This window comes from Rhodanobacter sp. UC4452_H20, from assembly GCF_052978205.1.
In genome coordinates this window covers 2,607,957-2,632,340 of record NZ_CM129662.1, presented here as the reverse complement: position 1 = coordinate 2,632,340, position 24,384 = coordinate 2,607,957, and the positions used below count along the sequence as shown (strand labels likewise).

The window sequence follows — 24,384 nt, the reverse complement described above, 5'->3', positions numbered from 1 at the left end:
GCTAGCCCGCGACGGATCCGGCGGTCGGCGGCGCAGTGGCCGTCGACGTGGCCGCCGCCGGCGCCGATGCAGCTGGCGCGGGAACGGACGCGGCCGGCGCCGGCAATGGCTCCACCTTCGTCGAATCCTCCGGCCGCCGCCGCATCGCGCCGCTGGCGAACTGCTCGCTGGCCACTTGGTAATACGCCACTGCGTCGTCGATCAGCGATTGCCGCAGTGGCTGCACCGGCGTGGCGTCGCCGGTGGCGTAGTCGGGCTTGAGCTGCTCCAGCCGGCGCCGCGGCTCCAGGATGGTGAGCACGTCGTCTTGCAGGTAGCCGAGCTTTTCGTAGGTGCCGGGGAAGGCGTGTTCGCGTTCCGGCGGCAGCGCGAACAGGTCGTGGCCGAAGAAGCGCGTGCGATAGCTGAAATTGAGCATGCCCAGCAGCGTCGGCGGGATGTCCAGCTGGCCCATCAGCCGGTGCACGCGTTCGGGCTTGAAGTGCGCCGGCGCGTAGATCCACAGCGGGATGTGGTAGCGGTTGATCGGCAGGCTGGTCTTGCCCGCGCTGGAGGCGCAGTGGTCGGCGGTGATCACGAACACCGTGTTGTCGAAGTACGGCTTAGCCCGCGCGCGCCTGATGAAGTCGCCGATCGCCCAGTCGGTGTACGCCACCGCGCCGGCGCGCGATTGGTTGGGAAACTTCACCCGGTTGTCGGGGAAGGTGTACGGCCGGTGGTTGGAGGTGGTCATCACGTGCAGGAAGAACGGCTTGCCCTCGGCGTGGATCTGGTCCATCTGGCCCAGCGCCAGGGTGTACAGATCCTCGTCTGCCACGCCCCACACGTTCTGGCCGTGGATGGTGGCGCCCTTGGGGATGTCGCGCCGGTCCACGTCGCGATAGCCGTTGTGGCCGAAGAAGTAGTTCATGTTGTCGAACTGGCCGTAACCGCCGTAGACGAAGTCCGACTGGTAGCCGCGGTCATTGAAGATGCCCGCCAGCGAGAACAGGTCCTCGTTGTCGTGCTCGCGGATCAGCGAGTCGCCCGGTGTCGGCGGCACCGACAAGGCCAGTGCCTCCAGCCCGCGCACCGTGCGCGTGCCGTTGGCGTAGAGGTTGTCGAAGAACACGCTGTGATCGACCAGCGAATCGAGATACGGGGTGAGCTGCTGCTGGTTGCCGAACGTGGCCAGGTAGTCGCCGGACAGGCTCTCCACGCTGATCAGCACCACGTTGAGATGCTTCTCCGGGCCGACGTGGCGGATTGCGCGGGTGAGGTCGCGCGGGTCGTCGCTGATGAAGGTGGCGTCCGGCGTCTGCAGCAGTTCGCGCAGTCGCGCATAGGCCTGGTCGTCGGGCAGCGTGCGGTAGAACTTGGCGTAGTCCAGGTGCGAGGAGCGGAACGCGGCGAAGAACTGGTAGATGCCGTTGCCGGCCAGCTCGTCGACATAGGTGTTTCCAGTGCGATCCTTCATGCCGCCGTTGACGGCGAACACCGAGACCACCGTCAGCACCAGCCACAGCAGCACCAGCTTGCCGCGCTGCCACAGCCGGCTGCCGCTGTCGCGCGCGCGCAGGCCGCGGCGGCCGATGAAGAAGATCACCAGCGCCAGCACCACCAGCAGCGCCAGCCAGCGCCAGATCGGGTAGGACTCCCGGATGTTGCCGATCACCTCGGTGGTGTAGACCAGATAATCCACCGCGATGAAGTTGAAGCGCACGCTGAATTCGTTCCAGAACACCAGTTCGGATGCAGCGATGAACAACAGGGCGTAGACCAGCAGCAGCCCGAAGCCGTACACCACCCACTGGCCGGCGCGCGAGGTGTAGGTGAACCCCGCCAGCGGCAGCACGAACAGGAACGGCAGGATCGCCGGCCAGGTCACCTTGAGGCTGGCGTGGTAGATCAGGTGCAAGGCGCCGACGCACAGCACGCCGGCCAGCGTCACCCCCACCGCGTACAACAGCCAGCGCAGCAGCGGCGGCGTGCGGCCCGAGCGGGTCGGCACCAGCCACAGCAGCAGCACCATCGGCCAGGCCAGGTAGATGAAGGTCACCAGGTCGTAGCCCAGCCCCACGCCGAACGCGTAAAGCAGGTTCAGCGGGGTATGCGGCACGTTGCTGCCGGACATCACCAGCAGCACCACGCGGGTGACGAAGCTGATCGCCAGGTAGGTGATGCCCAACCACCACAGCGGTCGGAAGCGCTGGCGCAGCGGTGAGGGCGCGGTGAACAGGTCGGACACGGACGACTCCAGCGGGTTGGCCGATCCCCCGATCGGCAATCCGCTCTTTATACCGCGGATCAGCTTTTCGGATGCTTTGTCTTCACCGCGGCGATCGCGTCGATGCGTGCCGCCGCCATCGCCTGCCCGATCGCCGGGCCGGTCAGGCCGGCGGCGACGAAGCCGGCCGCGTCGATCGCCGCGGCGGCATCGCGGCAGGCGCGCAGGTAGTCGGCCTGCGGATACGCATCCAGCGCATGTCCCGTGCGACCGCGCTTGTCCGCCATGCAGGCAGCCAGGAACTTGTCCAGCCGTGCCGGGCGCCGCAGGGCGTCGAGCGCGGTCAGCAACTTCAACACCGTCGCGGGCTTCAGCTCGAACGCCCGGTGGGCGTTCAGGTGCTCGCGGCAAACCAGCTCGGCCAGCGCGGCATGTTCGGTGGGTACCTTCAGCCGTGCGGCCAGCGCGCGCAGCGGCTTCACGCCGCGCTGCTCGTGGCCGACGTGGCGCGGCAGTTCGTGCGCCGGGGTCAGCGCCTTGCCCAGGTCATGAGTCAGCGCGCAGAAGGCGACCAGGTCGTCGCCCGGCGCCAGTTGTGCCGACTGGTCCAGCACCAGTTCCAGGTGAACGCCGCTGTCGATCTCCGGGTGGAACTCGGCGCGCTGCGGCACGCCGTACAGCGCGTCGACCTCGGGAAACAGCACCGCCAGTGCGCCGCACTCGCGCAGCACGCGCAGGAACGCCGAGGGCTGCGCCTCGCCCAGTGCCTTGCGCGTCTCCGCCCAGACCCGCTCCGGCACCAGGTGATCGATCTCGCCATCGCGCACCATCTGCTGCATCAGCGTCATCGTCTCCGGCGCCACCGTGAAACCCAGCGGGGCGAAGCGCGCCGCGAAGCGTGCCGTGCGCAACACGCGCACCGGATCTTCGGCGAAGGCCGGCGACACATGCCGCAGCACCCGTACGGCGATGTCGCGCACGCCGCCGAACGGATCGGTCAGCACGCCTTGCGCATCCTCGGCGATCGCGTTGATGGTCAGGTCGCGCCGCGCCAGATCCTGCTCCAGCGTCACGTTCGCGTCGGCCTGGAACACGAAACCGTGATAGCCGCGCCCGCTCTTGCGCTCGGTGCGCGCCAGCGCGTACTCCTCGCCCGTCTCCGGGTGCAGGAACACCGGGAAATCCCTGCCCACCGGTCGATAGCCGCGCGCCAGCAGGTCCTCGGGCAGCGCGCCGACCACCACGTAGTCGCGGTCACCCGCCGCCCGCCCCAGCAACTTGTCGCGCACCGCGCCGCCGACCAGATAGGTTTGCATGCGGGCATGATGCCATGCGGGAAGCGTTACGCCGTGCGTTGACCGTCGCAGACGAGGGGTGGAACATGCGCTCGGCGACATGGTACGGACCGTGAGTCCTTCTTGTCCGCGCTTGACCGCGCCGCCGCCATGAATGGCCGCAACAAGGGGGGCATCATGCTGGGCAGCTTCATTTCCTCCCGTCATTACGCCGAACTGCTCGCCCGAGGTCGTCAAGCCGGGCCGCGCATGCTCGAGCTCGATCCCGCGCAACTGGCACGGCACTACAATCGGCAGCCGTTTGTGTTCGCCCATGCCTTGGCCGGCAACGAACACTTCGCGCTGCCTCGCCTGTTCGACCTGTGCCGGCGCATGGATTCCCGGAAGATCCGCTACCGGATCGGCGAGATTCCCGACGACGCACACTTCGACAGTTCGTTCGATCGGTACAAGGCGGGCCTGAGTCTCGAAGACGCGATCGATCGATTCGAAGAAGAGCGTGCCTACGTCGTCATCTACAACCCCGAGCTGGACCCGGAATACCGGGTGGTCATCGAAGGCGTGCTGGCCGAAATCGCCGCGGACACCGCGTCCCTCGATCCGGAAATGACCTGGTATTCGACCTACATCTTCATTTCCACGCGCGACGCCGTCACGCCCTATCACATGGACCGGGAGATGAACTTCCTGTGCCAGATCCGCGGTACCAAGCGCGTGCAGCTGTGGAATCCGGCCGACGAGGAGGTGATGACCGACGCGCAGAAGGATCTGCTGCTCGCCCACGTCGGCGAGCGACCGACGTTCCGGGATGCGCTCGAGAACAAGGCGAGCACGTTCGACCTCGGCCCAGGCATGGGCGTGCATCATCCGTTCATCGCCCCGCACCGCGTGTACACCGGACGGGACCTGTCGGTGTCCTTGGCCGTCACCTACCGCACGCGTCGTTCGGACGTCTGCACGGCTGCCCACGTCTTCAATGCGAAACTGCGTCGACTTGGCTGGCGACCTCTGCCGGTCGGCCGCTCCCGCGCGCTCGATCGCTGCAAGGCAGCGGGCTTGCGTCTGTTCCGGCGTGGACGCGGCCTGATCCGGGGCAGGGGCGACGGACGGGCGTGAACGCCGCGGCGCTCAGTACGCGAACTCGCGGAACACCGGGTCCACGCTGCCGCCCCACGCGCCGTGGAACAGTTCAAGTTTGCGCTCGGCCGGGGTCTGGTTGGTGGCGACGATCTCGAGCAGCGGTTCCAGGAAGATGCTTTCGTCGGCACCGTTCTTGTTGAGGCAAGCGCGGCGCTTGAGCCCGTGGGCGGCGATCTTCAGCGCCTCCTCGGCGAGGTCACGCACCGTGCCGCCACGGAACGGCAGTTTCAGCGCGTGCTTCGGTACGCCGTCGCGCAGGGCGTGGCGCTCGGCGGTGCTGAAATCCTTGACCAGGTCCCAGGCTGCGTCCAGCGCCTGCTGGTCGTACAGCAGGCCGACCCAGAACGCGGGCAGCGCGCACAGCCGGTTCCACGGGCCGCCGTCGGCGCCGCGCATCTCCAGGTACTGCTTCAGGCGCACCTCGGGGAAGGCGGTGGTGAGGTGGTCCGCGAAGTCCTTCATGGTGGCGCGCACGCCCGGCAGCGCGGGCAGTTCGCCGGCCATGAACTTCCTGAAGTCCTGCCCCGCCAGGTCGAGGTACTGGCCGTTCTGCAGGCTGAAGTACATCGGCACGCCGAGGATGTAGTCGACGTAGCGCTCGTAGCCGAAGCCGTCGGCGAACACGAAGTCGAGCATGCCGGTGCGATCCGCATCGGTATCGGTCCAGATGTGCGAGCGATACGACAGATAGCCGTTTGGACGTCCCTCGGTGAACGGCGAGTCGGCGAACAGCGCGGTGGCGATCGGCTGCAGCGCGAGGCTGGTGCGGAACTTCTTCACCATGTCCGCTTCGGACGAGAAGTCCAGGTTCACCTGCACCGTGCAGGTGCGCGTCATCATGTCCAAGCCGAGCGAGCCGACCTTGGGCATGTACTCGCGCATGATCTTGTAGCGGCCCTTGGGCATCCATGGCATCTCGTCGCGGCGCCACTTCGGCTGGAAGCCCATGCCGAGGAAACCCACGCCCATGCTCTCGGCGACCGAGCGCACGTCCTTCAGGTGCGAGTTCACCTCGGCGCAGGTCTGGTGGATGGTCTCCAGCATGGCGCCGGACAATTCCAGTTGCCCGGCCGGCTCCAGCGTGATGGAGGCACCGTTGCGCGACAGCGCCACCGGGTTCTCGCCTTCGCGGGCGACGTCCCAGCCATAGCGGATGGCCAGGGTCTCCAGCAGCACCTTGATGCCGCGCTCGCCCTCGAAGGTGGGCGGACGCAGCGTGTCGGTGAGGAAACCGAACTTCTCGTGCTCGGTGCCGATGCGCCAGGCCTCGCGTGGCTTCTCGCCAGCCGCCAGGTAATCGGCGAGCTGCTGGCGCCCCGCGATCGGGGTGCTCTTGACGGCGCTGGGTATGGACACGGGGGAAGCCTCGCTGGGAGTGCGCACCATGTTGGGGCTGCGGCGCGAGCACAAAAGGGGGTGACGGAAAATAATTGTACGCGACGGTACAGATGAGCCGGGAATCGGGAATAGGGAATCGGAGGAGCGTCGCCTGGCCGGCATGTTTGTCCGGTGGAAGAATCCGGGGACCGGAAAACAACAGGGCCGGCATGAAGCCGGCCCCGTCGCGACGCTTTTCTATTCCCTATTCCCTATTCCCCATTCCCGATTCCCGGCTCTTTCACCGCTTCATCGAATTGAAGAACTCGTCGTTGGACTTGGTGTTCTTCATCTTGTCGAGCATGAACTCCATCGCGGCCAGCTCGTCCATCGGGTGCAGCAGTTTGCGCAGGATCCAGATCTTGGCCAGCAGGTCCGGGTCGATCAGCAGGTCTTCGCGGCGGGTGCCGGAGCGGTTGATGTCGATCGCGGGGTAGACGCGCTTCTCGGAGATGCGCCGGCTCAGGTGTACTTCCATGTTGCCGGTGCCCTTGAACTCCTCGTAGATCACCTCGTCCATCTTGGAGCCGGTTTCGATCAGCGCGGTGGCGATGATGGTCAGCGAACCGCCTTCCTCGACGTTGCGCGCGGCGCCGAAGAATCGCTTCGGGCGCTGCAGCGCGTTGGCGTCCACGCCGCCGGTGAGCACCTTGCCGGAGCTGGGCACCACGGTGTTGTAGGCGCGGGCGAGGCGGGTGATCGAGTCGAGCAGGATCACCACATCCTTCTTGTGCTCGACCAGGCGCTTGGCGCGCTCGATCACCATCTCGGCGACCTGCACGTGGCGCACGGCCGGCTCGTCGAAGGTGGAGCTGATGACTTCGGCGCGCACGGTGCGGGCGATCTCGGTGACTTCCTCCGGCCGTTCGTCGACCAGCAGGATCATCACGTGCGCTTCGGGATGGTTGTAGGTGATCGCCTGGGCGACGTTCTGCAACATCATCGTCTTGCCGGACTTGGGCTGCGACACGATCAGGCCGCGCTGGCCCTTGCCGATCGGCGCGATCAGGTCGAGGATGCGGCCGGTGATGTCCTCGCTCGACCCGTTGCCGCGCTCCAGCTTGAACGCCTTGCGCGGGAACAGCGGGGTGAGGTTCTCGAACAGCATCTTGTTCTTCGATGCTTCCGGCGGGTCGCCGTTGATCGTCTCCACCCGCAGCATGGCGAAGTAGCGCTCGCCTTCCTTCGGATGCCGTACGCGGCCGGTGATGTAGTCGCCGGTGCGCAGGTTGAAGCGACGGATCTGGCTGGGGCTGACGTAGATGTCGTCGGGGCCGGCCAGGTAGCTCTCGTCGGCCGAGCGCATGAAGCCGAAGCCGTCCTGCAGGATTTCCAGCACGCCCTCGGCCCAGATGCCGCCGCCGGAGCGGGCGTGCGCCTTGAGCACGTTGAAGATCACGTCCTGCTTGCGCGCGCGGGCAATGCCTTCGTGCAGGCCCAGCGATTCGGCGAACTCCAGCAGCTGCGGCGCCTTCATGCGCTTGAGCTCGGTGAGGTTGATCAGGCGGGTGTCGCTGCCCGGATCGGCGTTGTCGTCGTCCATCGGCAGGCCGTTCGGGTTCGGGCGCGGGTGGCGCTCGCCCTGCGGCCGCTGCTGGTTGTTGCGCTCGCCGCGCTCGTTGCGGCGGCGCCGGCCGCGACCGTCGCGACCTTCACGGGGGCCGTTCTGGCCCTGGTTGGAACCCTGGCCCTGGTTCTGGTTCTGGCCCTGGTTCTGGTTGGCATGGGGGTTGGCGGCGCCGGATTCCGTGTTCGCCGGGGTGTTGTTGCCCGTTGCGGCCCCGGCTTCCGTGGCGGCCGGGACGGGTGCCGGAGTTGGAGCCGGTGCGGCGGGCGCGGGCTGTTCGCTGGCGGGCGCCTTGTCGGCTGCGCCTGCCTTGGCGCTGGTGCCGCCGTCGTCGGTGGTCGCGGCGGATTTCGCGGCGACCCGGCGCGGCGCGCGGGCGCGGGGCTCGGGCTTGCCTTCGGTCACGGTGCTGGCATCGGCGCCCCGGGTTTCGGGCGGAATCTGGTTATCGGTATCGGACACGGGCAATCCTCGCGGGGCGCCGTTGAGTTGCAGGAGGGAGGGTGTGCGTCGCGCGGAGGCGCAAGGGGACAGGACTGTCCCGACGGACGCAGATCAATCTAGCACCCGTCGTGGGGCGGCGTAAAGCGGCGCAGGCCTGCCGGACCATGCCGGACAGGCTGCGACGGACGGGTGGCTTGCGGGAAAGTCAGATGGCCTTGTCGATCATCTGGGTCAGCTGGCCCTTGCTGACGGCGCCGATCTGGGTCGCCTCGACCTTGCCGTTCTTGAACACCATCAGGGTCGGGATGCCGCGCACGCCATAGGCTCGCGGGGTCTGCTGGTTCTGGTCGATGTTGACCTTGACCACGCGCAGCTTGCCTTCGTACTGCTGGGCCAGCTCGTCCAGCATCGGCGCGATGGCCTTGCACGGGCCGCACCATTCGGCCCAGAAATCCAGCAGCACGGGGGTTTCGGATTTGAGCACCTGCTGTTCGAAGGCGTCGTCGTTAACATGGGTAATCAGGTCGCTCACCGGGGATCTCCGTGGCTTGGGGTACGCAAAAACTGCAGGCAGGGAACAATGGGGTGGCCAGCGCCACAATACAAGGAGTGGCGTCATCGGCTACACTCGGGCGCCCATGAAGCATGGGTTGAGCTGAGAGGGAGGCGGGCCGGCACGGCCAGCGTCCATTCCAGCGCAACCCCGGGCACGATTCAAGAGCGGCCCTTGCAGGCCGCTTTCGGGCCGCCGTCAAAACCGGCGTCGCACGCCGCGGCGCGACCTTGCCGACCCCCGGGATTGCACGCTTCACTGCGCCACGCGCACCCGTCCTGCACCGTTTCGCGCCGGTTTTCGGCCGCCAAAGCGGGTGCAGCGCATTACGCCGCCCCAAGGCAAGGTTCCCAGTTACCCATATGTCACAAACCGTACTCACCGATACCTTTTTCACCAACTTCGATCTTCATCCGCTGCTGCAGCAGGGCCTCGACGACAGCGGTTTCACCCGCTGCACGCCGATCCAGGAAATGACCCTGGCGCCGGCGCTGGCCGGCCGCGACGTCGCCGGCCAGGCGCAGACCGGTACCGGCAAGACCTGTGCCTTCCTGGTCGCGCTGATGAATCGCCTGCTCACCACGCCGGCCGTGGCCGACCGCAAGGATTCGGACCCGCGCGCGCTGATCATCGCGCCGACCCGCGAGCTGGCCATCCAGATCGACAAGGATGCCCAGGCGATCGGCCGCCACACCGGCCTGAAAACCGCGCTGATCTACGGCGGCGTCGACTACGACAAGCAGCGCCAGCAGCTGAAGGACGGCTGCGACATCATCATCGCCACGCCCGGCCGCATGCTCGACTACCACAAGCAGGGCGTGTTCAGCCTCAACAGCGTCGAGGTGATGGTGATCGACGAGGCCGACCGCATGTTCGACCTCGGCTTCATCAAGGACGTGCGCTTCATCTTCCGCCGGCTGCCGCCACGCGAGCAGCGCCAGGTGCTGCTGTTCTCCGCCACGCTCAGCCACCGCGTGCTGGAGCTGGCCTACGAGCACATGCACGAGGCCGAGAAGCTGGTGGTCGAGAGCGACCACGTCACCGCCGACAAGGTGCGCCAGGTGGTCTACTTCCCGGCCAAGGAAGAGAAGATGCCGCTGCTGCTCAACCTGATCGACCAGCACAAGCCCGCGCGCAGCATCATCTTCGTCAATACCAAGGCCGCCGCCGAGCGCGTCACCGAGCGCGTCAAGCGCCACGGCTGCCGCGTCGGCGCGATCTCCGGCGACGTGCCGCAGCTGAAGCGGCAGAAGTTGCTGCAGCGCTTCCAGGAGGGCCAGCTCGACATCCTGGTGGCCACCGACGTGGCTGCGCGCGGCCTGCACATCCCGCATGTCAGCCACGTGTTCAACTACGACCTGCCGCACGAGGCCGAGGATTACGTGCACCGCATCGGCCGCACCGCGCGGCTGGGCGCCGAGGGCGACGCGATCAGCTTCGCCTGCGACCTGTACGCGATGTCGCTGCCGGACATCGAGGCCTATATCGGCCAGAGCATCCCGGTGGCGTCGATCGACCCTGCCTGGCTGGTGATGCCCAAGCCGCATGCCGTGGACGCGGAGTTCGCCGCGAACGCGGCGGCCGACAGCGCGGCGTTCGGCGACGTGGTACCGCCGCGGCCGGGCGAGAAGCCGCGCCGTACCGGTGCGAGCGGCCGCGGGGGTCGTGACGGTGAGCGTGGCGCGTCGAGGCCGCGGCGCGAACACAAGCCGGCCGTGGCGGAAGCGCCGGCCGTGGCGGTCGCCGCGGCGGCGCCTGCCGCCGAGGCTGCACCGGCCAGCGACAACACCGAGGGCACGCGCAAGCCGCGTCGCCGTCGCGGCGGACGCAATCGCCGCCGCGACGGCGCGCCGGTGGCCGGCGCCGAGGTGACCACGCCGACGCAGGCAGCGCCTTCGGGCCACCACGGCGGTCGCGGCGAACGCCGTCCGCCGCGCGAGCGCACCGCGGGCGAAGCGTCCGCCGCCGTCCACCACGCCCGCCCGTCGCGCCAGGTGGCGGTGACCTCCGGCAAGGCGGTCGAGCATGCGCGTCCGGACAAGCCCGGCCTGTTCCGCCGACTGACCCGGCTGTTCACCGGCAAGTAGCCGCGCCCGCTCCGCGCAGACGACACGCATTCGGCGATGCCGGCAGCCGCACCTGGTTGCTTCGCTTCCCTTATCCTTGGGGTCGGCATGACCACATCCAGGTGCGGGGAGCGGCGGTGATCCAGTTCGATCAAGTCAGCAAACGCTACGAAGGCGGCCACGAGGCGCTGTCGCAGCTGTCCTTCGAGGTGCCCGACGGCGAGATGGCGTTCGTCACCGGCCACTCCGGCGCCGGCAAGAGCACCTTGCTCAAGCTGCTCGGGTTGATCGAACGCCCGTCGCACGGTTCGATCAGCATGGACGGCAAGAAGCTGTCGAAGATCCGCGCCAGCGGCGTGCCGAAGTGGCGCCGGCGGGTCGGCATGGTGTTCCAGGACCATCGGCTGCTGATGGATCGCACGGTGTTCGCCAACGTGGAGTTGCCGCTGGTGATCGGTGCGGTGGCGCGCGCCGAGCGCGCCCGCCGCGTTCGTGCGGCGCTGGAGAAGGTCGGCCTGCTCGCCTACGAACGGCAACTGCCGGCCACGCTGTCTGCCGGCGAGCAGCAGCGCGTGGGCATCGCCCGCGCGATCGTGGCCCGACCGGCGCTGCTGATCGCCGACGAGCCCACCGGCAATCTCGACCCGCAGCTGGCGCTGGAGATCATGGCGCTGTTTGCCGAGTTCCAGCAGGTCGGCACCACCGTGCTGGTGGCCAGCCACGACCTGCCGCTGATCAAGCGCATGAAGAAACGCGTGATCGTGCTCGATCACGGTCGGCTGGTGGCCGACCTCGCCGCGCAGGAGGTCTTGTGAACAAGGCACCCGAGCAGCGCGCCGCGCCCGCCGACGCACCGGCGCGCAACGAACACAGCCGCGGCCGGCGCTTCGCCAGCTGGCGCGAGCACCACGGCTGGAGCGCCGCGGCGAGCCTGCGCCGTCTCGCCGCGCGCCCGCTGGGCAGCGTGCTGACGATCGCCGTGATGGGCCTGGCGCTGGCCTTGCCGCTGGCGTTCTACCTGCTGCTGGGCAACGTGCAGCGGCTGGGCGATGCGCTGGGCCAGAACCCGGCGATCAGCGTGTTCATGAAGTCCGACCAGGGCGCGCAGCAGGCGCAACTGCTGGCCAGCGACCTGGGCGCCCGTGCCGAAGTGGCGTCGGTGGCGATCAAGACGCCGCAGCAGGGCATGGACGAGCTGGCGAAGATGCAGGGTTTCTCCGGTGCGCTGCAGACGCTCGGCGACAACCCGCTGCCCTACGTGCTGCAACTGCAGCCGCGCGACGGTGCCAGCGCCGCGGCGCTGGAACAACTGGTGGCCGACGTGCGCGCGATGCGCAGCGTCGAGCTGGTGCAGGACAGCGGCCACTGGCGCCAGCGACTGGAGGCGTTGCTGGGCGTGGGCAATCGCATCGTGCTGATCGTCGCCTCGCTGCTCGCGCTGGCGGCGCTGCTGGTGGTGGGCAACACGGTGCGGGTGGATATCGCCAGTCGCAGCGAGGAGATCGGCGTGCTGCTGCTGGTCGGCGCCGGCAAGGCGTTCGTGCGCCGGCCTTATCTGTATGCGGGGATCTGGTACGGCCTGTTCAGCGGCATCCTCGCCGCCGCGCTGGCGGTGGCGATCGAGCTGGTGCTGGCGCGGCCGGTCGCACGACTGAGCGCGGCGTACGATGGCCAGTTGCAGGTGGGCGGGTTGCCGGCCTGGCTGCTGCTGGCCGTGCCCGTGGCGGCCGCGTTGCTGGGCTGGCTCGGCGCACGCCTGGTCAGCGCCTGGCAACTGCGCACGGTGGCGTGATGGCGCGGCGCGGCGGTGACGTGAATCGCAGCCTGCGACGCCCTGCTTCGGGCATCATCGACGGATCGGGGTGCGCTCTTCGGCACGGATCGCGGATCAGTCGGGTGAGTGAGGCATGAGTACAAACATCAGCGGTCGTCTGCTGACCGAGGCACCGCGCGTGCTGGTGGTCGACGGGTCGCGCGTGGTGCGCAAGTTGATCGGGCGCGTGCTGAACGAGGAGCTGCCGGGCGTGGAGGTGGTCGGTTGCGACACCGGCGCCGAGGCGCAGCAGGTGCTCGGCGAGGGCGCCTTCGACTTCGTCACCATCGCGCTGCGCCTGCCGGACATGGACGGGCTGGAACTGGCGAAGTTCGTGCGCGAATCCGGCGCGCAGGCCTACGTGCCGATCGTGGTGGTGTCCGGCGACGTGGACGCGCGCCTGCACCGCCGCTCGCTGGGCGAGCACGTCACCGACTATTTCGACAAGGCGCTGGGTTTCCAGGCACTGGCCGAATTCATCCGCGGCTACGTCAGCCCGCAGGTCAGCGCCGAGGGCAGCGTGTTGTACGTGGAAGACAGCCGGGTGGTGGCGCTGGCCACCCGCCGCATGCTGGAGAAGATCGGCTTGACCGTGCGCCACGTGGTCAGCGTGGAGGATGCGATCGCCCTGCTGGAAACCGACCGCGCGCTGGGCTGGATCGGCGCCGACGTGGTGCTGACCGATGTCAGCCTGAAGGGCGAGCTGACCGGCGGCGACTTGCTCGAACACATCCGCACCGTGTTCGGCTACGGCAAGGGCCGCCTGCCGGTGCTGGTGATGACCGGCGACGAGAACCCGGCCAACCAGACCGCGCTGATCCGCGCCGGCGCCAACGACCTGGTCGAGAAACCGGTCGAGGAAAAATTGCTGATCACCAAGTTGCTGTTCCAGCTGCGCGTGGCGCGCCACCTGCGCGAGCGCGAGCGGGCCGACAAGGACGCATGAGCGGGCATCCGGTCAGGCTGGAGCCGTCCTGGAAGGCGCGCATCGGCGATTACCTGCAGCGGCCGGACATGCAGGCGCTGGCTGCCTTCCTGCGCGAGGAGAAAGAGGCCGGCAAGCGCATCTATCCGCCCGGGCCGGAGATCTTCGCCGCGTTCGCGCACACCCCGTTCGACGCCGTGCGCGTGGTGATCCTGGGCCAGGACCCGTACCACGGCCCCGGCCAGGCGCACGGCTTGTGTTTCTCGGTGCGCCCCGGCGTGCGGGTGCCGCCGTCGCTGGAAAACATCTTCAAGGAAATCCAGCGCGATCTCGGCATTGCGCGCCCTGACCACGGCTGCCTCACGCCGTGGGCCGACCGCGGCGTGTTGCTGCTCAACAGCGTGCTGACGGTGGAAGAGGGCCGCGCCGGCGCGCACGCCAATCGCGGCTGGGAAGGCTTCACCGATGCGGCAATCGACGCCTTGAACCGCGAGCGCGAAGGGATCGTGTTCCTGCTGTGGGGCAGCTACGCCCAGCGCAAGGGGCAGCTGATCGACGCCCGCAGGCATTGCGTGCTGAAGAGCGTGCATCCGTCGCCGCTGTCGGCGCATCGTGGCTTCCTCGGCTGCGGCCATTTCTCCGCAGCCAACCGCTATCTGGAAAGCCGCGGTCAAGCACCCATCGACTGGTCGCTGCCGCCGCGGGCTTCGTTTCCCGCCGGTTGAGATGCAGACGGTCGGTGCTGTCGACCGACCAGCACGGCTCGCACGTGGGCTTTCGCGCGACAGACGGCGTCACCCAATGGATAACCCCGGGCGACGTTGGCCGCGATGCCGGCCGCGAGCATGCAACCGGTGCCGTGCAGGCGGCGGGCAGCCACCCACGGCGCGGCGAAGCGCTGCGTGCCTTCGCCGGTAACCAGCAGATCGACCGCTTCCGGCAGCGCGGCATGGCCGCCCTTCATCAGCACCGCGTGCGGCCCGAGGGCGAGCAGGGCGCGGCCCTGCGCCGCCATGTCCGACTCGCTGCCGGCGCAGGACGTGCCCAGCAGCGTGGCGGCTTCGGCCAGGTTCGGCGTGAGGCAGTCGACCTGCGGAAGCAGGCGCGCGCGCAGCAGCTCCAGCGCTTCGGCATCGAGCAGCCGGGTGCCCGAACTGGCGTGCAGCACCGGATCGAGCACCACGAACGACGAGCGCCGGTATTGCAGGTGCTCGGCCGCGACCGCGACGATCTCCGCGTTCGCCAGCATGCCGAGCTTGACGGCACGGATATCCATCGCCTCGAACACGGACTCCAGTTGCGCCCGCACCATCGCGGCGGACATCACCTGGATGGCGCGGATGCCGTTGGCGTTCTGTGCGGTGACTGCGGTCACCACGGTGGCGCCGTCGACGCCGAAGGCGGCGAAGGTCTTCAGGTCGGCCTGGATGCCGGCGCCGCCGCAGGAGTCGGAGCCGGCGATCGAGAGCACGCTGACCGGCGGCGGCATGCGTCTGCGCGTCATGATGGCAGGCCGGCAAGAGTCACCAGTGCCAGCTGCCGGTAGCCGCGGGATTGCAGCTGCCGCGCGGCACGCCATGCGCGCAGACCGCTCTGGCAGCACAGCACCACCCGGCGGTCGGTGGGCGGGTGTTCGGCAGTGAACGCGGCGAGGCGTTCCGGAGTGAAGCGCAAGGCGTTCGCCAACGGCGAGGTCGGCGCTTCGTCAAGACCGCGCAGATCGATCACGACGTCGCGGGGCGTGACCTCGTCGACGTCGATGAAGCGCAGCACCTCGCCTGCGGGTTCGCCGGCGTGGTGGAAGTCGAAGCCGCCGAACGCCAGTCGGCCGGCGTCGAAACTCGTCAGTCGACCCAGCGGCGACGGCTCGATGCCCAGCAGCCACTGCAGCACGAATTGCGCCTGCAGGCTGCCAAGCAGGCCGACGACGCTGCCGAGCACGCCGGCGCTGCTGCAACTGGGCGCGCGTGCGGGCATCTCGGAAAATACCGCGCGGTAGCTGGGCGCGCCGGCACAGAAGCCGCCGACGTAGCCGGCCAGGCCGACCGCCGACGCGCTGATCAGCGGCGTGTGCTGTTGCAGGCAGGCGTCGCTCAAGACGTAAGTGGCGGCGAGGCTGTCCGCGGCATCGACGACGATGTCGGCCGTGGCGACCAGCGCCGCTGCGTTGCCTGGTGTCAGCCGCTGCGGCCGTGCTTCCACGGCGATGGTCGGATTCAGGCGCAGCAGGGCCGCGTGCGCCGCTTCCACCTTGCGAGCGCCGATGTCGGCCATCGTGTAGAGCGGTTGCCGGTGCAGGTTGCTCTCTTCGACGCGGTCAGGGTCGACGACGATCAGCCGGCCGATGCCGGCGGCGGCCAGGTAGTGCAACACGGGACAGCCGAGACCGCCGGCGCCGATCACCAGCACCCGCGCGGCCGCGAGTCGGGCCTGGCCGGTCGGGCCGACGTCGGGCAGGGCGATCTGGCGCGCGTAGCGATCGGTCATGCGCGCGCACCGGCGAAATCGACCCAGTCCGTGACGCGGAGAGTCGGGTCCGGATGCCGGGTCACGTCGCTGACCATGGCGACGCTGTCCGCGCCGGCATCGAAACAGCCGGCGGCGCGTTCCAGCGTGATGCCGCCGATCGCCACCAGTGGCCGCGCGCCGATCCGCCGCTTCCACTCGCCAATGCGCGGCAAACCCTGCGGCGCCCACGGCATCGCCTTGAGCGTGGTCGGATAGATCGGGCCCAGCGCGACGTAGTCCGGGGCGAGAGCCAGCGCCCGCTCCAGCTCGGCGTGATCGTGCGTGCTGATGCCGAGCTTCACGCCGCGCGCGCGGATCGCCGGCAGGTCCGCCGCGAGCAGATCCTGCTGGCCGAGGTGGATGAAGTCGGCGCCTTCGTCCAGCGCGATCTGCCAATGGTCGTTGACCACCAGTTGCACGTGTCGCGCGCGGCAGATCGCCAGCGCCGCGCGCACTTCACGACGGATCAGCTCCGGCGGCCGTTCCTTGATGCGCAACTGCAGCAGCCGGACGCCGAGCGGGGCGAGTCGGCCGACCCAGTCGGCGCTGTCCACGATCGGGTAGAACGCGGGGAACGCGTTCATGCCAGCCACGCCGTGCCCGCGACCGGCGTCGAGGGCACGGCGAGATCGCGCGGCTCCATCGGCTGCGCCTCGAAGCCGGCGCGACCCGCCTCGACCGCCCGGGCGAACGCCCCGGCCATCGCCACCGGATCGCCGGCCAGAGCCACCGCGGTGTTCAGCAGCACGCCGTCGACGCCCAGTTCCATCGCCTGCACCGCGTGGGACGGGCGGCCGATGCCGGCGTCCACGATCAGCGGCACGTCCGGGAAATGCGCGCGCAATGCACGCAGGCCGAACCCATTGTTGAGGCCGCGGCCGCTGCCGATCGGCGCACCCCACGGCATCAGCACGCGGCAGCCGGCCTGCAGCAGGCGATCAGCCACCACCAGGTCTTCGGTGGTGTACGGAAACACCTCGAAGCCGTCGGCGGCCAGTTCGGCCGCGGCCTCGACCAGGCCGAACACGTCGGGCTGCAGCGTGTCGGCATCGCCGATCACTTCCAGCTTGATCCATGCGGTGTGGAAGATGTCGCGCGCCATCTTCGCGGTGGTCACCGCCTCCTTCGCCGAGTGGCAGCCGGCGGTGTTCGGCAGCACGCGCACGCCGAGGCCGCGGATCAGCGACCAGAAGTCCTGGCCGCTGCGCTGCGTGCCGGCTTCGCGACGCAGCGACACGGTGACCACCTCGGTACCCGAGGCGCGCACCGCGTCGGCGAGGATCGCCGGCGAGGGGTAGCGTGCGCTGCCCAGCAACAGGCGCGATGCCAGTTCGACGTCGTAGAGCTTCATCGCTCAGCCGCCCTGCATCGGGGCGAGGATTTCCAGCGCATCGCCATCGGCAAGAAGCAACTCTTCGCGTGCGCCTGCCGGCACGAACACGCCGTTCACGGCGGTGGCGACGGCGGCCTGCCGATAGCCGAGCACTTCGAGCGCCTGTGCCAGGCGGGCCACCTGCAGGTCGTGGCTGACGCCATTCACGCGGATGTGCATGCGGGGGTTTCCGTGGTGTGGGGGAAAATCAGCCGTGCGGCCTGTTGCGCCATGGCGGGCGCCAGCAGGAAGCCATGGCGGTAGAGTCCGTTGAGGTACACGGTGCGGCCGCGCCTGAGCACGCGCGGCAGGTTGTCGGGGAAGGCCGGGCGCACGCCCACGCCCAGTTCCAGGATCTCGGCCTCGGCGAACGCCGGGTGCAGCGCATAGGCGGTGTTGAGCACGTCCATCGCCGAACGCACCGTCATCGGATCATGGCTGCTGCTTTCCAGCAGCGTGCCGCCAAGCATGAATACGCCGTCGCCGCGCGGCACCACATACAACCCGAAACGCGGATGCAACAGGCGCACCGGGCGCGACAACTGGATGTCAGGCGAGCGCACGACGATCATTTCGCCGCGCACGCCGCGCAGATCTTCCAGCGTGTCGCGCGCCGCAAGGCCGCGGCAATCGACTATCCGGTCCGCATCGATGCGCGCGGCATCGGCGTCCACGCCGTAGCGGATCGTCACGCCCGCGGCGGTCAGTTGCGCGGCCAGTGCGGGCAGCGCACGACGCGGATCGAGGTGGGCTTCGTCGGGGAAGAACAGACCCTGGCGGAAACGCCCGGCCAGCTCCGGTTCCAGCGCGCCGATGCGCTCGGCATCGATCGGTTCGAAGCGTTCGGTACGCCGGCCGAACAAGGCCAGCTCGCCGGCGTCGCGGGTGGCCGTGACGACCAACGTGCCGCGCTGCACGGTCCCGTCGAAATGGCGCTGCCACCACGCGACGGCGGGCGCGCCCAGCGTCGCCACCTGCGGTTCGGCGGTGGCCTGCTCGCACCACGGCGCCAGCATGCCGCCGGCGACCCACGCGCAAGCCTCGGCGTGGTCTGGCGCGCGCTCGATGATCTCCACCCGGGCGCCGCGCCCGGCCAGCTCCACCGCCGTGACCAGGCCGGCGACGCCCGCACCGAGAATGCCGATGCGCATGGCCCCTACTCCCCGGTCGGCACGTAGAGCGTGGCGCCGCGTTCGACGAACTCGCGCGACTTGCCGTCCATGCCGGCGCGCAGCGCGGTCTCCTCCATCGCGCGCACCTCGCGGCGCAGGTCCTGGGTGATCTGCATCGAGCAGAATTTCGGCCCGCACATCGAGCAGAAATGCGCGGTCTTGTGCGCCTCCTTCGGCAGGGTGGCGTCGTGGTAGGCGCGCGCCGTGTCGGGATCGAGCGACAGGTTGAACTGGTCCTCCCAGCGGAATTCGAAGCGCGCGCGCGACAGCGCGTCGTCGCGGCGCTGCGCGGCCGGGTGGCCCTTGGCGAGGTCGGCGGCGTGCGCCGCGATCTTGTAGGTGATGACGCCGGTCTTGACGTCGTCGCGATTCGGCAGGCCGAGATGTTCCTTCGGCGTGACGTAGCAGAGCATGGCGGTGCCGAACCAGCCGATCATCGCCGCGCCGATGCCCGAGGTGATGTGGTCGTAGCCCGGTGCGATGTCGGTGGTCAGCGGGCCCAGCGTGTAGAACGGCGCCTCGGCGCAGTGCTCCAACTGCTTGTCCATGTTGAGCTTGATCTTGTGCATCGGCACATGGCCGGGCCCTTCGATCATCACCTGGCAGCCGTGCGCCCACGCGATCTTCGTCAGCTCGCCCAGGGTTTCGAGTTCGGCGAACTGGGCCGCGTCGTTGGCGTCGGCGATCGAGCCGGGGCGCAGGCCGTCGCCCAGCGAGAAGGCGACGTCGTAGCGGCGCATGATCTGGCAGATCTCGGCGAAGTGCTCGTACAGGAAACTCTCGCGGTGGTGGCTGAGGCACCAGCGCGCCATGATCGAGCCGCCGCGCGAGACGATGCCGGTGACCCGCCGTGCGGTCAGCGGCACGTGGTGCAGGCGCACGCCGGCGTGGATGGTGAAATAGTCCACGCCCTGCTCGGCCTGCTCGATCAGGGTGTCGCGGAAGACCTCCCAGTTCAGCCGGGCCGGATCGCCGCCGACTTTTTCCAGCGCCTGGTAGATCGGCACGGTGCCGATCGGCACCGGCGAGTTGCGGATGATCCACGAGCGGATGTTGTGGATGTTGCGGCCGGTGGACAGATCCATGAGGGTGTCCGCGCCCCAGCGGATCGCCCACACCAGTTTCTCGACCTCCTCGGCCACGCCGGAAGACACCGCCGAATTGCCGATGTTCGCGTTGACCTTCACCAGGAAATTGCGCCCGATCACCATCGGCTCCAGCTCGCCGTGGTTGATGTTGGCCGGGATGATGGCGCGCCCCGACGCGATTTCGCTGCGCACGAATTCGGGCGTGACAAAGGCGGGCAGGGCTGCGCCGAACGCCTCGCCATCGGCCAGCCGGGCGGCGGCATCTTCATGCATCTGCGCGCGCCCCAGGTTCTCGCGCTGGGCGGCGTAGATCATTTCCTCGGTGATGATGCCGGCGCGGGCGAATTCCAGCTGGGTCACCGGCTGGCCGGCTTTGCCCATGCGCAGCGTACGTTGCGCGGGACACGGCGCCACCAGCCGTTCCGCGCCGACCCCACCGTTGTCCTCCGGGCGGGCGGCGCGTCCTTCGATGGCCGGAAAGCCGCGCGCCTCGATCCACGCGTCGCGCACCGGCGGCAGGCCCGCGGCGAGATCGATCCGTGCGTCGTCGTCGGTGTAGGGTCCGGACGGATCGTAGACGTGCAGCGCCGGCGTCAGCGGGTCCTTCAGCGCGATCTCGCGCATCGGCACGCGCAGCGACGGATGCCCGGGCGGGCTGACGTAGACCTTGCGCGAGCCGCGGATCGGGCCGGTGGTAACCGTCGAGGGTGCGGTGGCAGCGGCGGGATGGTTCATGGATCTCCTCCTTGGATGGAGATCCGGGGCGTGACGCTGCAACGGCGCACGGACGCGCCGATTGGGGCCGCCCGTGGTGATTCCCGTTCCTACGCCGGCATGACCCGGATCAGGTTCAAGGGTCAGCTCGCGCTATCTCAGCCCCTTGCGGGGCACCCCTCGGAATGCGGCGGAGGATGGCGGCGCGGGTTGGTGGCTGTCAAGCCGGCACGGCTGGATCGCGGACACGGCGCGGAGGGTTTGTGCGGCGGCTGACACGGTGCCATGACACGTTTTGAACGGCGTGCCGGGCAAGCTGGTCTTTACTCCCGGGACGGCTGGACAGTCGTCGCAAATATATGTACCATGCAGTTCATTAAAAGCCCGGAACCAAAGGCCGGGCTTAGCACTCCAATCACCCGAGTGCTAAACTTCGACGTCTTGCAGGAGGTTCCACCCATGTCCCAAGCCCTGGTGACCGCCAACTTCCCCTTGCCCAGCGTGGTTGGCAGCCTGGATGCCTACATTTCCGCAGTGCATCGCATCCCGGTGCTCAGCGTGGAAGAGGAACAGGCGTTGTCGCGTGATTATCTGCAGCAGGACAACTTGGACGCGGCCAAGAAGCTGGTGATGTCGCACCTGCGTTTCGTGGTGCACGTGGCGCGCGGCTACTCCGGCTACGGCCTGCAGCTTGCCGACCTGATCCAGGAAGGCAACATCGGCCTGATGAAGGCGGTCAAGCGTTTCGACCCGGACATGGGCGTGCGCCTGGTCAGCTTCGCGGTGCACTGGATTCGCGCCGAGATGCACGAGTTCATCCTGAAGAACTGGCGCATCGTGAAGGTCGCCACCACCAAGGCGCAGCGCAAGCTGTTCTTCAACCTGCGCAAGAGCAAGAAGCGCCTGGGCTGGATGAACGCCGCCGAGGTGAGCACGGTGGCGAAGGATCTCGGCGTGCCCGAGGCGACCGTGCGCGAGATGGAGTCGCGGCTGTCCGGTCGGGACGTGGGTTTCGAGGCGCCGGTGGATGCCGACGACGACGCCAAGCCGGCACCCGCCGCGTTCCTGATCGACCACGGCGCCGACCCATACGAGAACGTGGCCGACGAAGACCAGGCCGACAGCCAGTTGCAGACGCTGACCGATGCGCTGGGCCACTTGGACGCCCGCTCGCGCGACATCATCCAGCGTCGCTGGCTGGACGACGAGAACAAGGCCACGCTGCAGGATCTGGCCGACGAGTACGGCGTCTCGGCCGAGCGCATCCGCCAGGTCGAAGCCAACGCGATGAAGAAGATGCGCGCGTTGTTCGCGATGTAATGTCCCTCACAAGAGCCCGCACATCCATGTGCGGACTTCCGGAACGAGCGGCGATGTTGGCCTTGCTGCGCGGAGTTCCTGCAACGGCATCGACGGCCCGGGAAACCGGGCCGTTTTGCATGGGCTCATTCGTCGTGCGGCGGCGCCGTGCCGCTGACGATGCGGGCCTGGCGCTGGTGCGTCCAGTAGGCCCAGGCCCAGTCCAGCATCACCGCCAGGCGGTTGCGGAAGCCGATCAGAAAATAGATGTGCACCAGCAGCCAGACGATCCACGCCGGCAGCCCGGACATCTGCAGCTTGCCGAACTGCGCCACCGCCGCCATGCGGCCGATGGTGGCCAGCGAGCCGGCGTCGCGGTAGCGGAATGGCGGCCGCGGGCGGTCATCGCCGCGCAGTCGCCGCGCGATCGTGGCGGCCACGTACTTGCCCATCTGCTTGGCCGCCGGCGCCACGCCGGGGACCGGCGAGCCATCCGGCCGGAGCACGCTGGCGAGATCGCCGACGACGAACACCCCGGCGTGGCCGGGCACGCCGAGATCCTCGTCGACGCGCACGCGGCCAGCCTTGTCCAGCGGCACCCCGAGCATGGCGCCCACCGTCGAGGCAGCCACGCCCGCGGCCCACAGCACGGTGCGCGCGGGCAGGCGGCGCTCGCCGAGCTTCACGCCTGCGGCGTCGATCATCGTCACCGGCACACCGGTATGCACTTCCACGCCCAGGCGTTCGAGTTGGCGGCGTGCCTTGTCCGACAGCACCGGGTCGTAGCCGGCCAGCAGCCGCGGCCCGGCTTCCACCAGCCGCACGCTGGCATTGCGCGAATCGAAGTGGCGGAACTCCCCGCGCAGCGTATGCCGCGCCAGCTCGCCCAGCGTGCCGGCCAGTTCCACGCCGGTGGAACCGCCGCCGACCACGACGAAATTCAGCCACGCCTGGCGCCGCTCCGGATCGTCTTCGCGCTCGGCCTGTTCGAATGCGAGCAACACCCGGCGCCGAATCGACTGCGCGTCGTCGAGCGTCTTCAGCGCCGGCGCGAACGGCGCCCATTCGTCGTGGCCGAAGTAGGCGTGGGTGGCGCCGGTGGCGATCACCAGCCAGTCGTAGTCGAGCCAGCGCGAGCCGCAGCCCACCCGACGGGCGGCCAGGTCGACCGCGGTCACCTCTTCCATCAGCACGGTGAGGTTGCGTTGCCGCCGCAGGATGTGCCGCAGCGGTGCGGCGATCGAGGTGGCGGAAAGGCTGGCGGTGGCCACCTGGTAAAGCAGGGGCTGGAACAGATGGTGGTTGCGGCGATCGATGAGCGTGATCTGCGCGTCTGCGCCTGCCAGCCGTCGCGCCGCGCTCAACCCGCCGAAGCCTCCGCCGAGAATCAGGATGCGGGGCTTGCCCGCATCGGCAACACGTGGATCGCTCATTGCTGCAGCATGCGCGCCGTGCCGTGCACGCCGCGTCGACCGCGCAGGCGCCGGCTCACGGCTGCCGCGTCGCCGGCATGCGCAGCGCCATGCCCTTGAGCACGTTCAGCGCCTGCGCCAGCGCGTAATCGCTGGTGGCCAGCCTGGCGTCGGCGGCGCTGCCGTCGTCGTCGATGTCGGTTGCAGTGGCTGCCTTCTCGTTGGCGAGGTGGTTGGGCAGATCCGCCTCGGAGCTGATCAGCACCGGCGGGTGGTCGGCCTGGCTCACCGCGAGGTCGGCCAGCGCGATGTCCGGCTTGATTCCCTCGGCCTGGATGGACGTGCCGTTGGGCGTGTAGTAGCGCGCCGTGGTGATCTTCACCGCATGGTCGGCATCCAGCGGCAGCACGGTCTGCACCACGCCCTTGCCGAAGCTGCGCTGGCCCATGGTCAGCGCGCGGTGATTGTCTTTCAGTGCGCCGGAGACGATCTCGGCGGCCGAGGCGGTGCCGTGGTTGGTCAGCACGATCATCGGCGCGCCGTCCAGCAGGTCGCCGGGGTGGGCGCTGAAGCTCATGTTGGCGTCGGGCAGCCGCCCGCGCGTGGTCACGATGACGCCGCTGTCGAGGAAGTCGTCGCCGACGGCCACCGCCGCGGTGAGCAGGCCGCCGGGGTTGTTGCGCAGGTCCAGCACGGCGCCCTTCTGCGGGCCGTTCCTGGTGACCAGCTCGCCCAGTTTCTTCTGCAGGTCGGCGGCGGTGTCATCCTGGAACTGGCTGATGCGGATGTAGGCGTAGCCGGGTTCCAGTTCGCGCACCTTGACGCTGCTGACCGAGATCAGTTCGCGCACCAGCGGCATGTCGACCAGCTTGTCGCTGCCCTCGTGCATGATGGTGAGGGTGATCTTGCTGCCCGGCTTGCCGCGCAGCCGCTGGAACATCTCGTTGACGTTCTGCGGGTCCACCAGCTTGCCGTCGATCTTGACGATGTTGTCGCCCGGCTTGATGCCGGCGCGCGCGGCGGGCGTGTCGTCGATCGGCGAGACGATCCTGAGCCCGCCATCCACCTGCAACACCTCGATGCCCAGGCCGCTGTACTGGCCGGAGGTGTCCTCGCTGAGCTGCTGCAGGCCCTCCTTGTCGAGGTACTCGCTGTGCGGGTCGAGCCCGGCCAGCATGCCGGTGATGGCCGCCTTCATCAGGGTCTTGTTGTCGACCTTCTCGACGTAGGCCTGGCGCACCATCTGGTAGACGCGACTGAAATTGCGGATGTCCTGCAAGTCCACCGGGTCGGCCGCGGCGGTGCTGCCGGCGCGGGCCGGTTCGCTCGCGCTGGCCGCGCTGGCGGGCGTGGTCTGCGCCTGACCGGCGCCGACGGCCAGCAGCGACAGGAAGGCCATGCAGGTGGCCGCTCTACGGTGGGAACAAGGCATG

General features: G+C 68.7%; 20 protein-coding genes, 1 pseudogene and 1 riboswitch. Of the genes and pseudogenes, 7 read left to right on the top strand and 14 right to left on the bottom strand.

The window, feature by feature from the left end; translation table 11 throughout:
* Position 1: 1 nt before the first annotated feature.
* Together ACVCMC_RS12415 and ACVCMC_RS12410 are read right to left on the bottom strand one after the other, a co-directional pair.
* Complete coding sequence (locus tag ACVCMC_RS12415) at positions 2-2,227, bottom strand: LTA synthase family protein (RefSeq protein WP_447097497.1); 2,226 nt, start codon at positions 2,225-2,227, stop codon at positions 2-4.
* A gap of 59 nt (positions 2,228-2,286) precedes the next feature.
* Entirely contained in the window at positions 2,287-3,522 is a 1,236-nt protein-coding gene (locus ACVCMC_RS12410; RefSeq protein WP_447097496.1) for a multifunctional CCA addition/repair protein, read from the bottom strand.
* A 102-nt stretch (positions 3,523-3,624) separates the two neighbouring features.
* Between ACVCMC_RS12410 and ACVCMC_RS12405 the strand changes: the two genes are divergently transcribed.
* Positions 3,625-4,617 carry a cupin-like domain-containing protein gene (locus ACVCMC_RS12405; protein WP_447097495.1) on the top strand — a complete coding sequence of 331 codons (993 nt, stop codon included), beginning with the start codon at positions 3,625-3,627 and terminating at the stop codon, positions 4,615-4,617.
* Between the two features lie 12 nt (positions 4,618-4,629).
* On the opposite strand, the gene ACVCMC_RS12400 is transcribed toward ACVCMC_RS12405, so the two are convergent.
* From ACVCMC_RS12400 to trxA, 3 genes are all read right to left on the bottom strand, one after another.
* Complete coding sequence (locus tag ACVCMC_RS12400) at positions 4,630-5,997, bottom strand: glutamate--cysteine ligase (RefSeq protein WP_395121035.1); 1,368 nt, start codon at positions 5,995-5,997, stop codon at positions 4,630-4,632.
* Positions 5,998-6,259: 262 nt separating this feature from the next.
* Complete coding sequence (gene rho / locus ACVCMC_RS12395; RefSeq protein WP_447099495.1) at positions 6,260-7,990, bottom strand: transcription termination factor Rho; 1,731 nt, start codon at positions 7,988-7,990, stop codon at positions 6,260-6,262.
* A gap of 244 nt (positions 7,991-8,234) precedes the next feature.
* On the bottom strand, positions 8,235-8,561 hold the full coding sequence (gene trxA / locus ACVCMC_RS12390; RefSeq protein ID WP_008438536.1) for a thioredoxin TrxA: 327 nt from the start codon (positions 8,559-8,561) through the stop codon (positions 8,235-8,237).
* 383 nt (positions 8,562-8,944) lie between these two features.
* Between trxA and ACVCMC_RS12385 the strand changes: the two are divergent.
* The 5 genes and pseudogenes from ACVCMC_RS12385 (at position 8,945) to ung (ending at position 14,111) form a co-directional block, all read left to right on the top strand.
* Positions 8,945-10,586, top strand: a pseudogene (locus ACVCMC_RS12385) (DEAD/DEAH box helicase).
* A gap of 199 nt (positions 10,587-10,785) precedes the next feature.
* Entirely contained in the window at positions 10,786-11,463 is a 678-nt protein-coding gene (gene ftsE / locus ACVCMC_RS12380; RefSeq protein ID WP_136258070.1) for a cell division ATP-binding protein FtsE, read from the top strand.
* Positions 11,460-12,440, top strand: coding sequence for a permease-like cell division protein FtsX (gene ftsX / locus ACVCMC_RS12375; protein WP_447097494.1), 981 nt, complete (start codon positions 11,460-11,462; stop codon positions 12,438-12,440). Before ftsE ends, ftsX begins: the two co-directional genes overlap by 4 nt.
* Positions 12,441-12,555: 115 nt before the next feature.
* Entirely contained in the window at positions 12,556-13,407 is an 852-nt protein-coding gene (locus tag ACVCMC_RS12370) for a response regulator (RefSeq protein WP_395121039.1), read from the top strand.
* Positions 13,404-14,111, top strand: coding sequence for a uracil-DNA glycosylase (ung, locus tag ACVCMC_RS12365; RefSeq protein WP_395121040.1), 708 nt, complete (start codon positions 13,404-13,406; stop codon positions 14,109-14,111). The genes ACVCMC_RS12370 and ung overlap by 4 nt, the downstream gene beginning before the upstream one ends.
* On the opposite strand, the gene thiD is transcribed toward ung, so the two are convergent.
* Genes thiD through thiC form a run of 7 tightly spaced genes read right to left on the bottom strand, consistent with a single transcriptional unit; the run spans position 14,057 to position 20,261 of the window.
* Positions 14,057-14,890 (bottom strand): bifunctional hydroxymethylpyrimidine kinase/phosphomethylpyrimidine kinase, encoded by an 834-nt coding sequence (gene thiD, locus ACVCMC_RS12360; RefSeq protein WP_447097493.1) that lies wholly within the window; start codon positions 14,888-14,890, stop codon positions 14,057-14,059. The genes ung and thiD overlap by 55 nt on opposite strands.
* On the bottom strand, positions 14,887-15,873 hold the full coding sequence (locus ACVCMC_RS12355; protein ID WP_447097492.1) for a ThiF family adenylyltransferase: 987 nt from the start codon (positions 15,871-15,873) through the stop codon (positions 14,887-14,889). The genes thiD and ACVCMC_RS12355 overlap by 4 nt, the downstream gene beginning before the upstream one ends.
* The gene (locus tag ACVCMC_RS12350; RefSeq protein ID WP_447097491.1) at positions 15,870-16,478 is read right to left on the bottom strand and encodes a thiamine phosphate synthase; all 609 of its coding nucleotides are present in this window, start codon (positions 16,476-16,478) and stop codon (positions 15,870-15,872) included. The genes ACVCMC_RS12355 and ACVCMC_RS12350 overlap by 4 nt, the downstream gene beginning before the upstream one ends.
* A complete protein-coding gene (locus tag ACVCMC_RS12345) occupies positions 16,475-17,245 on the bottom strand; it encodes a thiazole synthase (protein ID WP_395121044.1) in 771 nt (256 codons plus the stop codon). The genes ACVCMC_RS12350 and ACVCMC_RS12345 overlap by 4 nt, the downstream gene beginning before the upstream one ends.
* Before the next feature lie 3 nt (positions 17,246-17,248).
* Positions 17,249-17,446: a sulfur carrier protein ThiS gene (thiS, locus tag ACVCMC_RS12340; RefSeq protein WP_447097490.1), complete on the bottom strand. Its 198-nt coding sequence runs from the start codon at positions 17,444-17,446 to the stop codon at positions 17,249-17,251.
* Entirely contained in the window at positions 17,431-18,417 is a 987-nt protein-coding gene (locus tag ACVCMC_RS12335; RefSeq protein WP_447097489.1) for an FAD-dependent oxidoreductase, read from the bottom strand. The genes thiS and ACVCMC_RS12335 overlap by 16 nt, the downstream gene beginning before the upstream one ends.
* A gap of 5 nt (positions 18,418-18,422) precedes the next feature.
* Complete coding sequence (thiC, locus tag ACVCMC_RS12330) at positions 18,423-20,261, bottom strand: phosphomethylpyrimidine synthase ThiC (RefSeq protein ID WP_447097488.1); 1,839 nt, start codon at positions 20,259-20,261, stop codon at positions 18,423-18,425.
* A gap of 69 nt (positions 20,262-20,330) precedes the next feature.
* A riboswitch (TPP riboswitch) is annotated at positions 20,331-20,431 on the bottom strand.
* 268 nt (positions 20,432-20,699) lie between these two features.
* On the opposite strand from thiC, the gene rpoH reads away from it, so the two are divergent.
* Positions 20,700-21,560 carry an RNA polymerase sigma factor RpoH gene (gene rpoH / locus ACVCMC_RS12325; RefSeq protein ID WP_447097487.1) on the top strand — a complete coding sequence of 287 codons (861 nt, stop codon included), beginning with the start codon at positions 20,700-20,702 and terminating at the stop codon, positions 21,558-21,560.
* Between the two features lie 125 nt (positions 21,561-21,685).
* Here rpoH and ACVCMC_RS12320 read toward each other — a convergent pair whose 3' ends face one another.
* Together ACVCMC_RS12320 and ACVCMC_RS12315 are read right to left on the bottom strand one after the other, a co-directional pair.
* On the bottom strand, positions 21,686-22,972 hold the full coding sequence (locus ACVCMC_RS12320; protein ID WP_447097486.1) for an NAD(P)/FAD-dependent oxidoreductase: 1,287 nt from the start codon (positions 22,970-22,972) through the stop codon (positions 21,686-21,688).
* A 55-nt stretch (positions 22,973-23,027) separates the two neighbouring features.
* Complete coding sequence (locus ACVCMC_RS12315; protein WP_447097485.1) at positions 23,028-24,383, bottom strand: S41 family peptidase; 1,356 nt, start codon at positions 24,381-24,383, stop codon at positions 23,028-23,030.
* Position 24,384 lies beyond the last annotated feature (1 nt).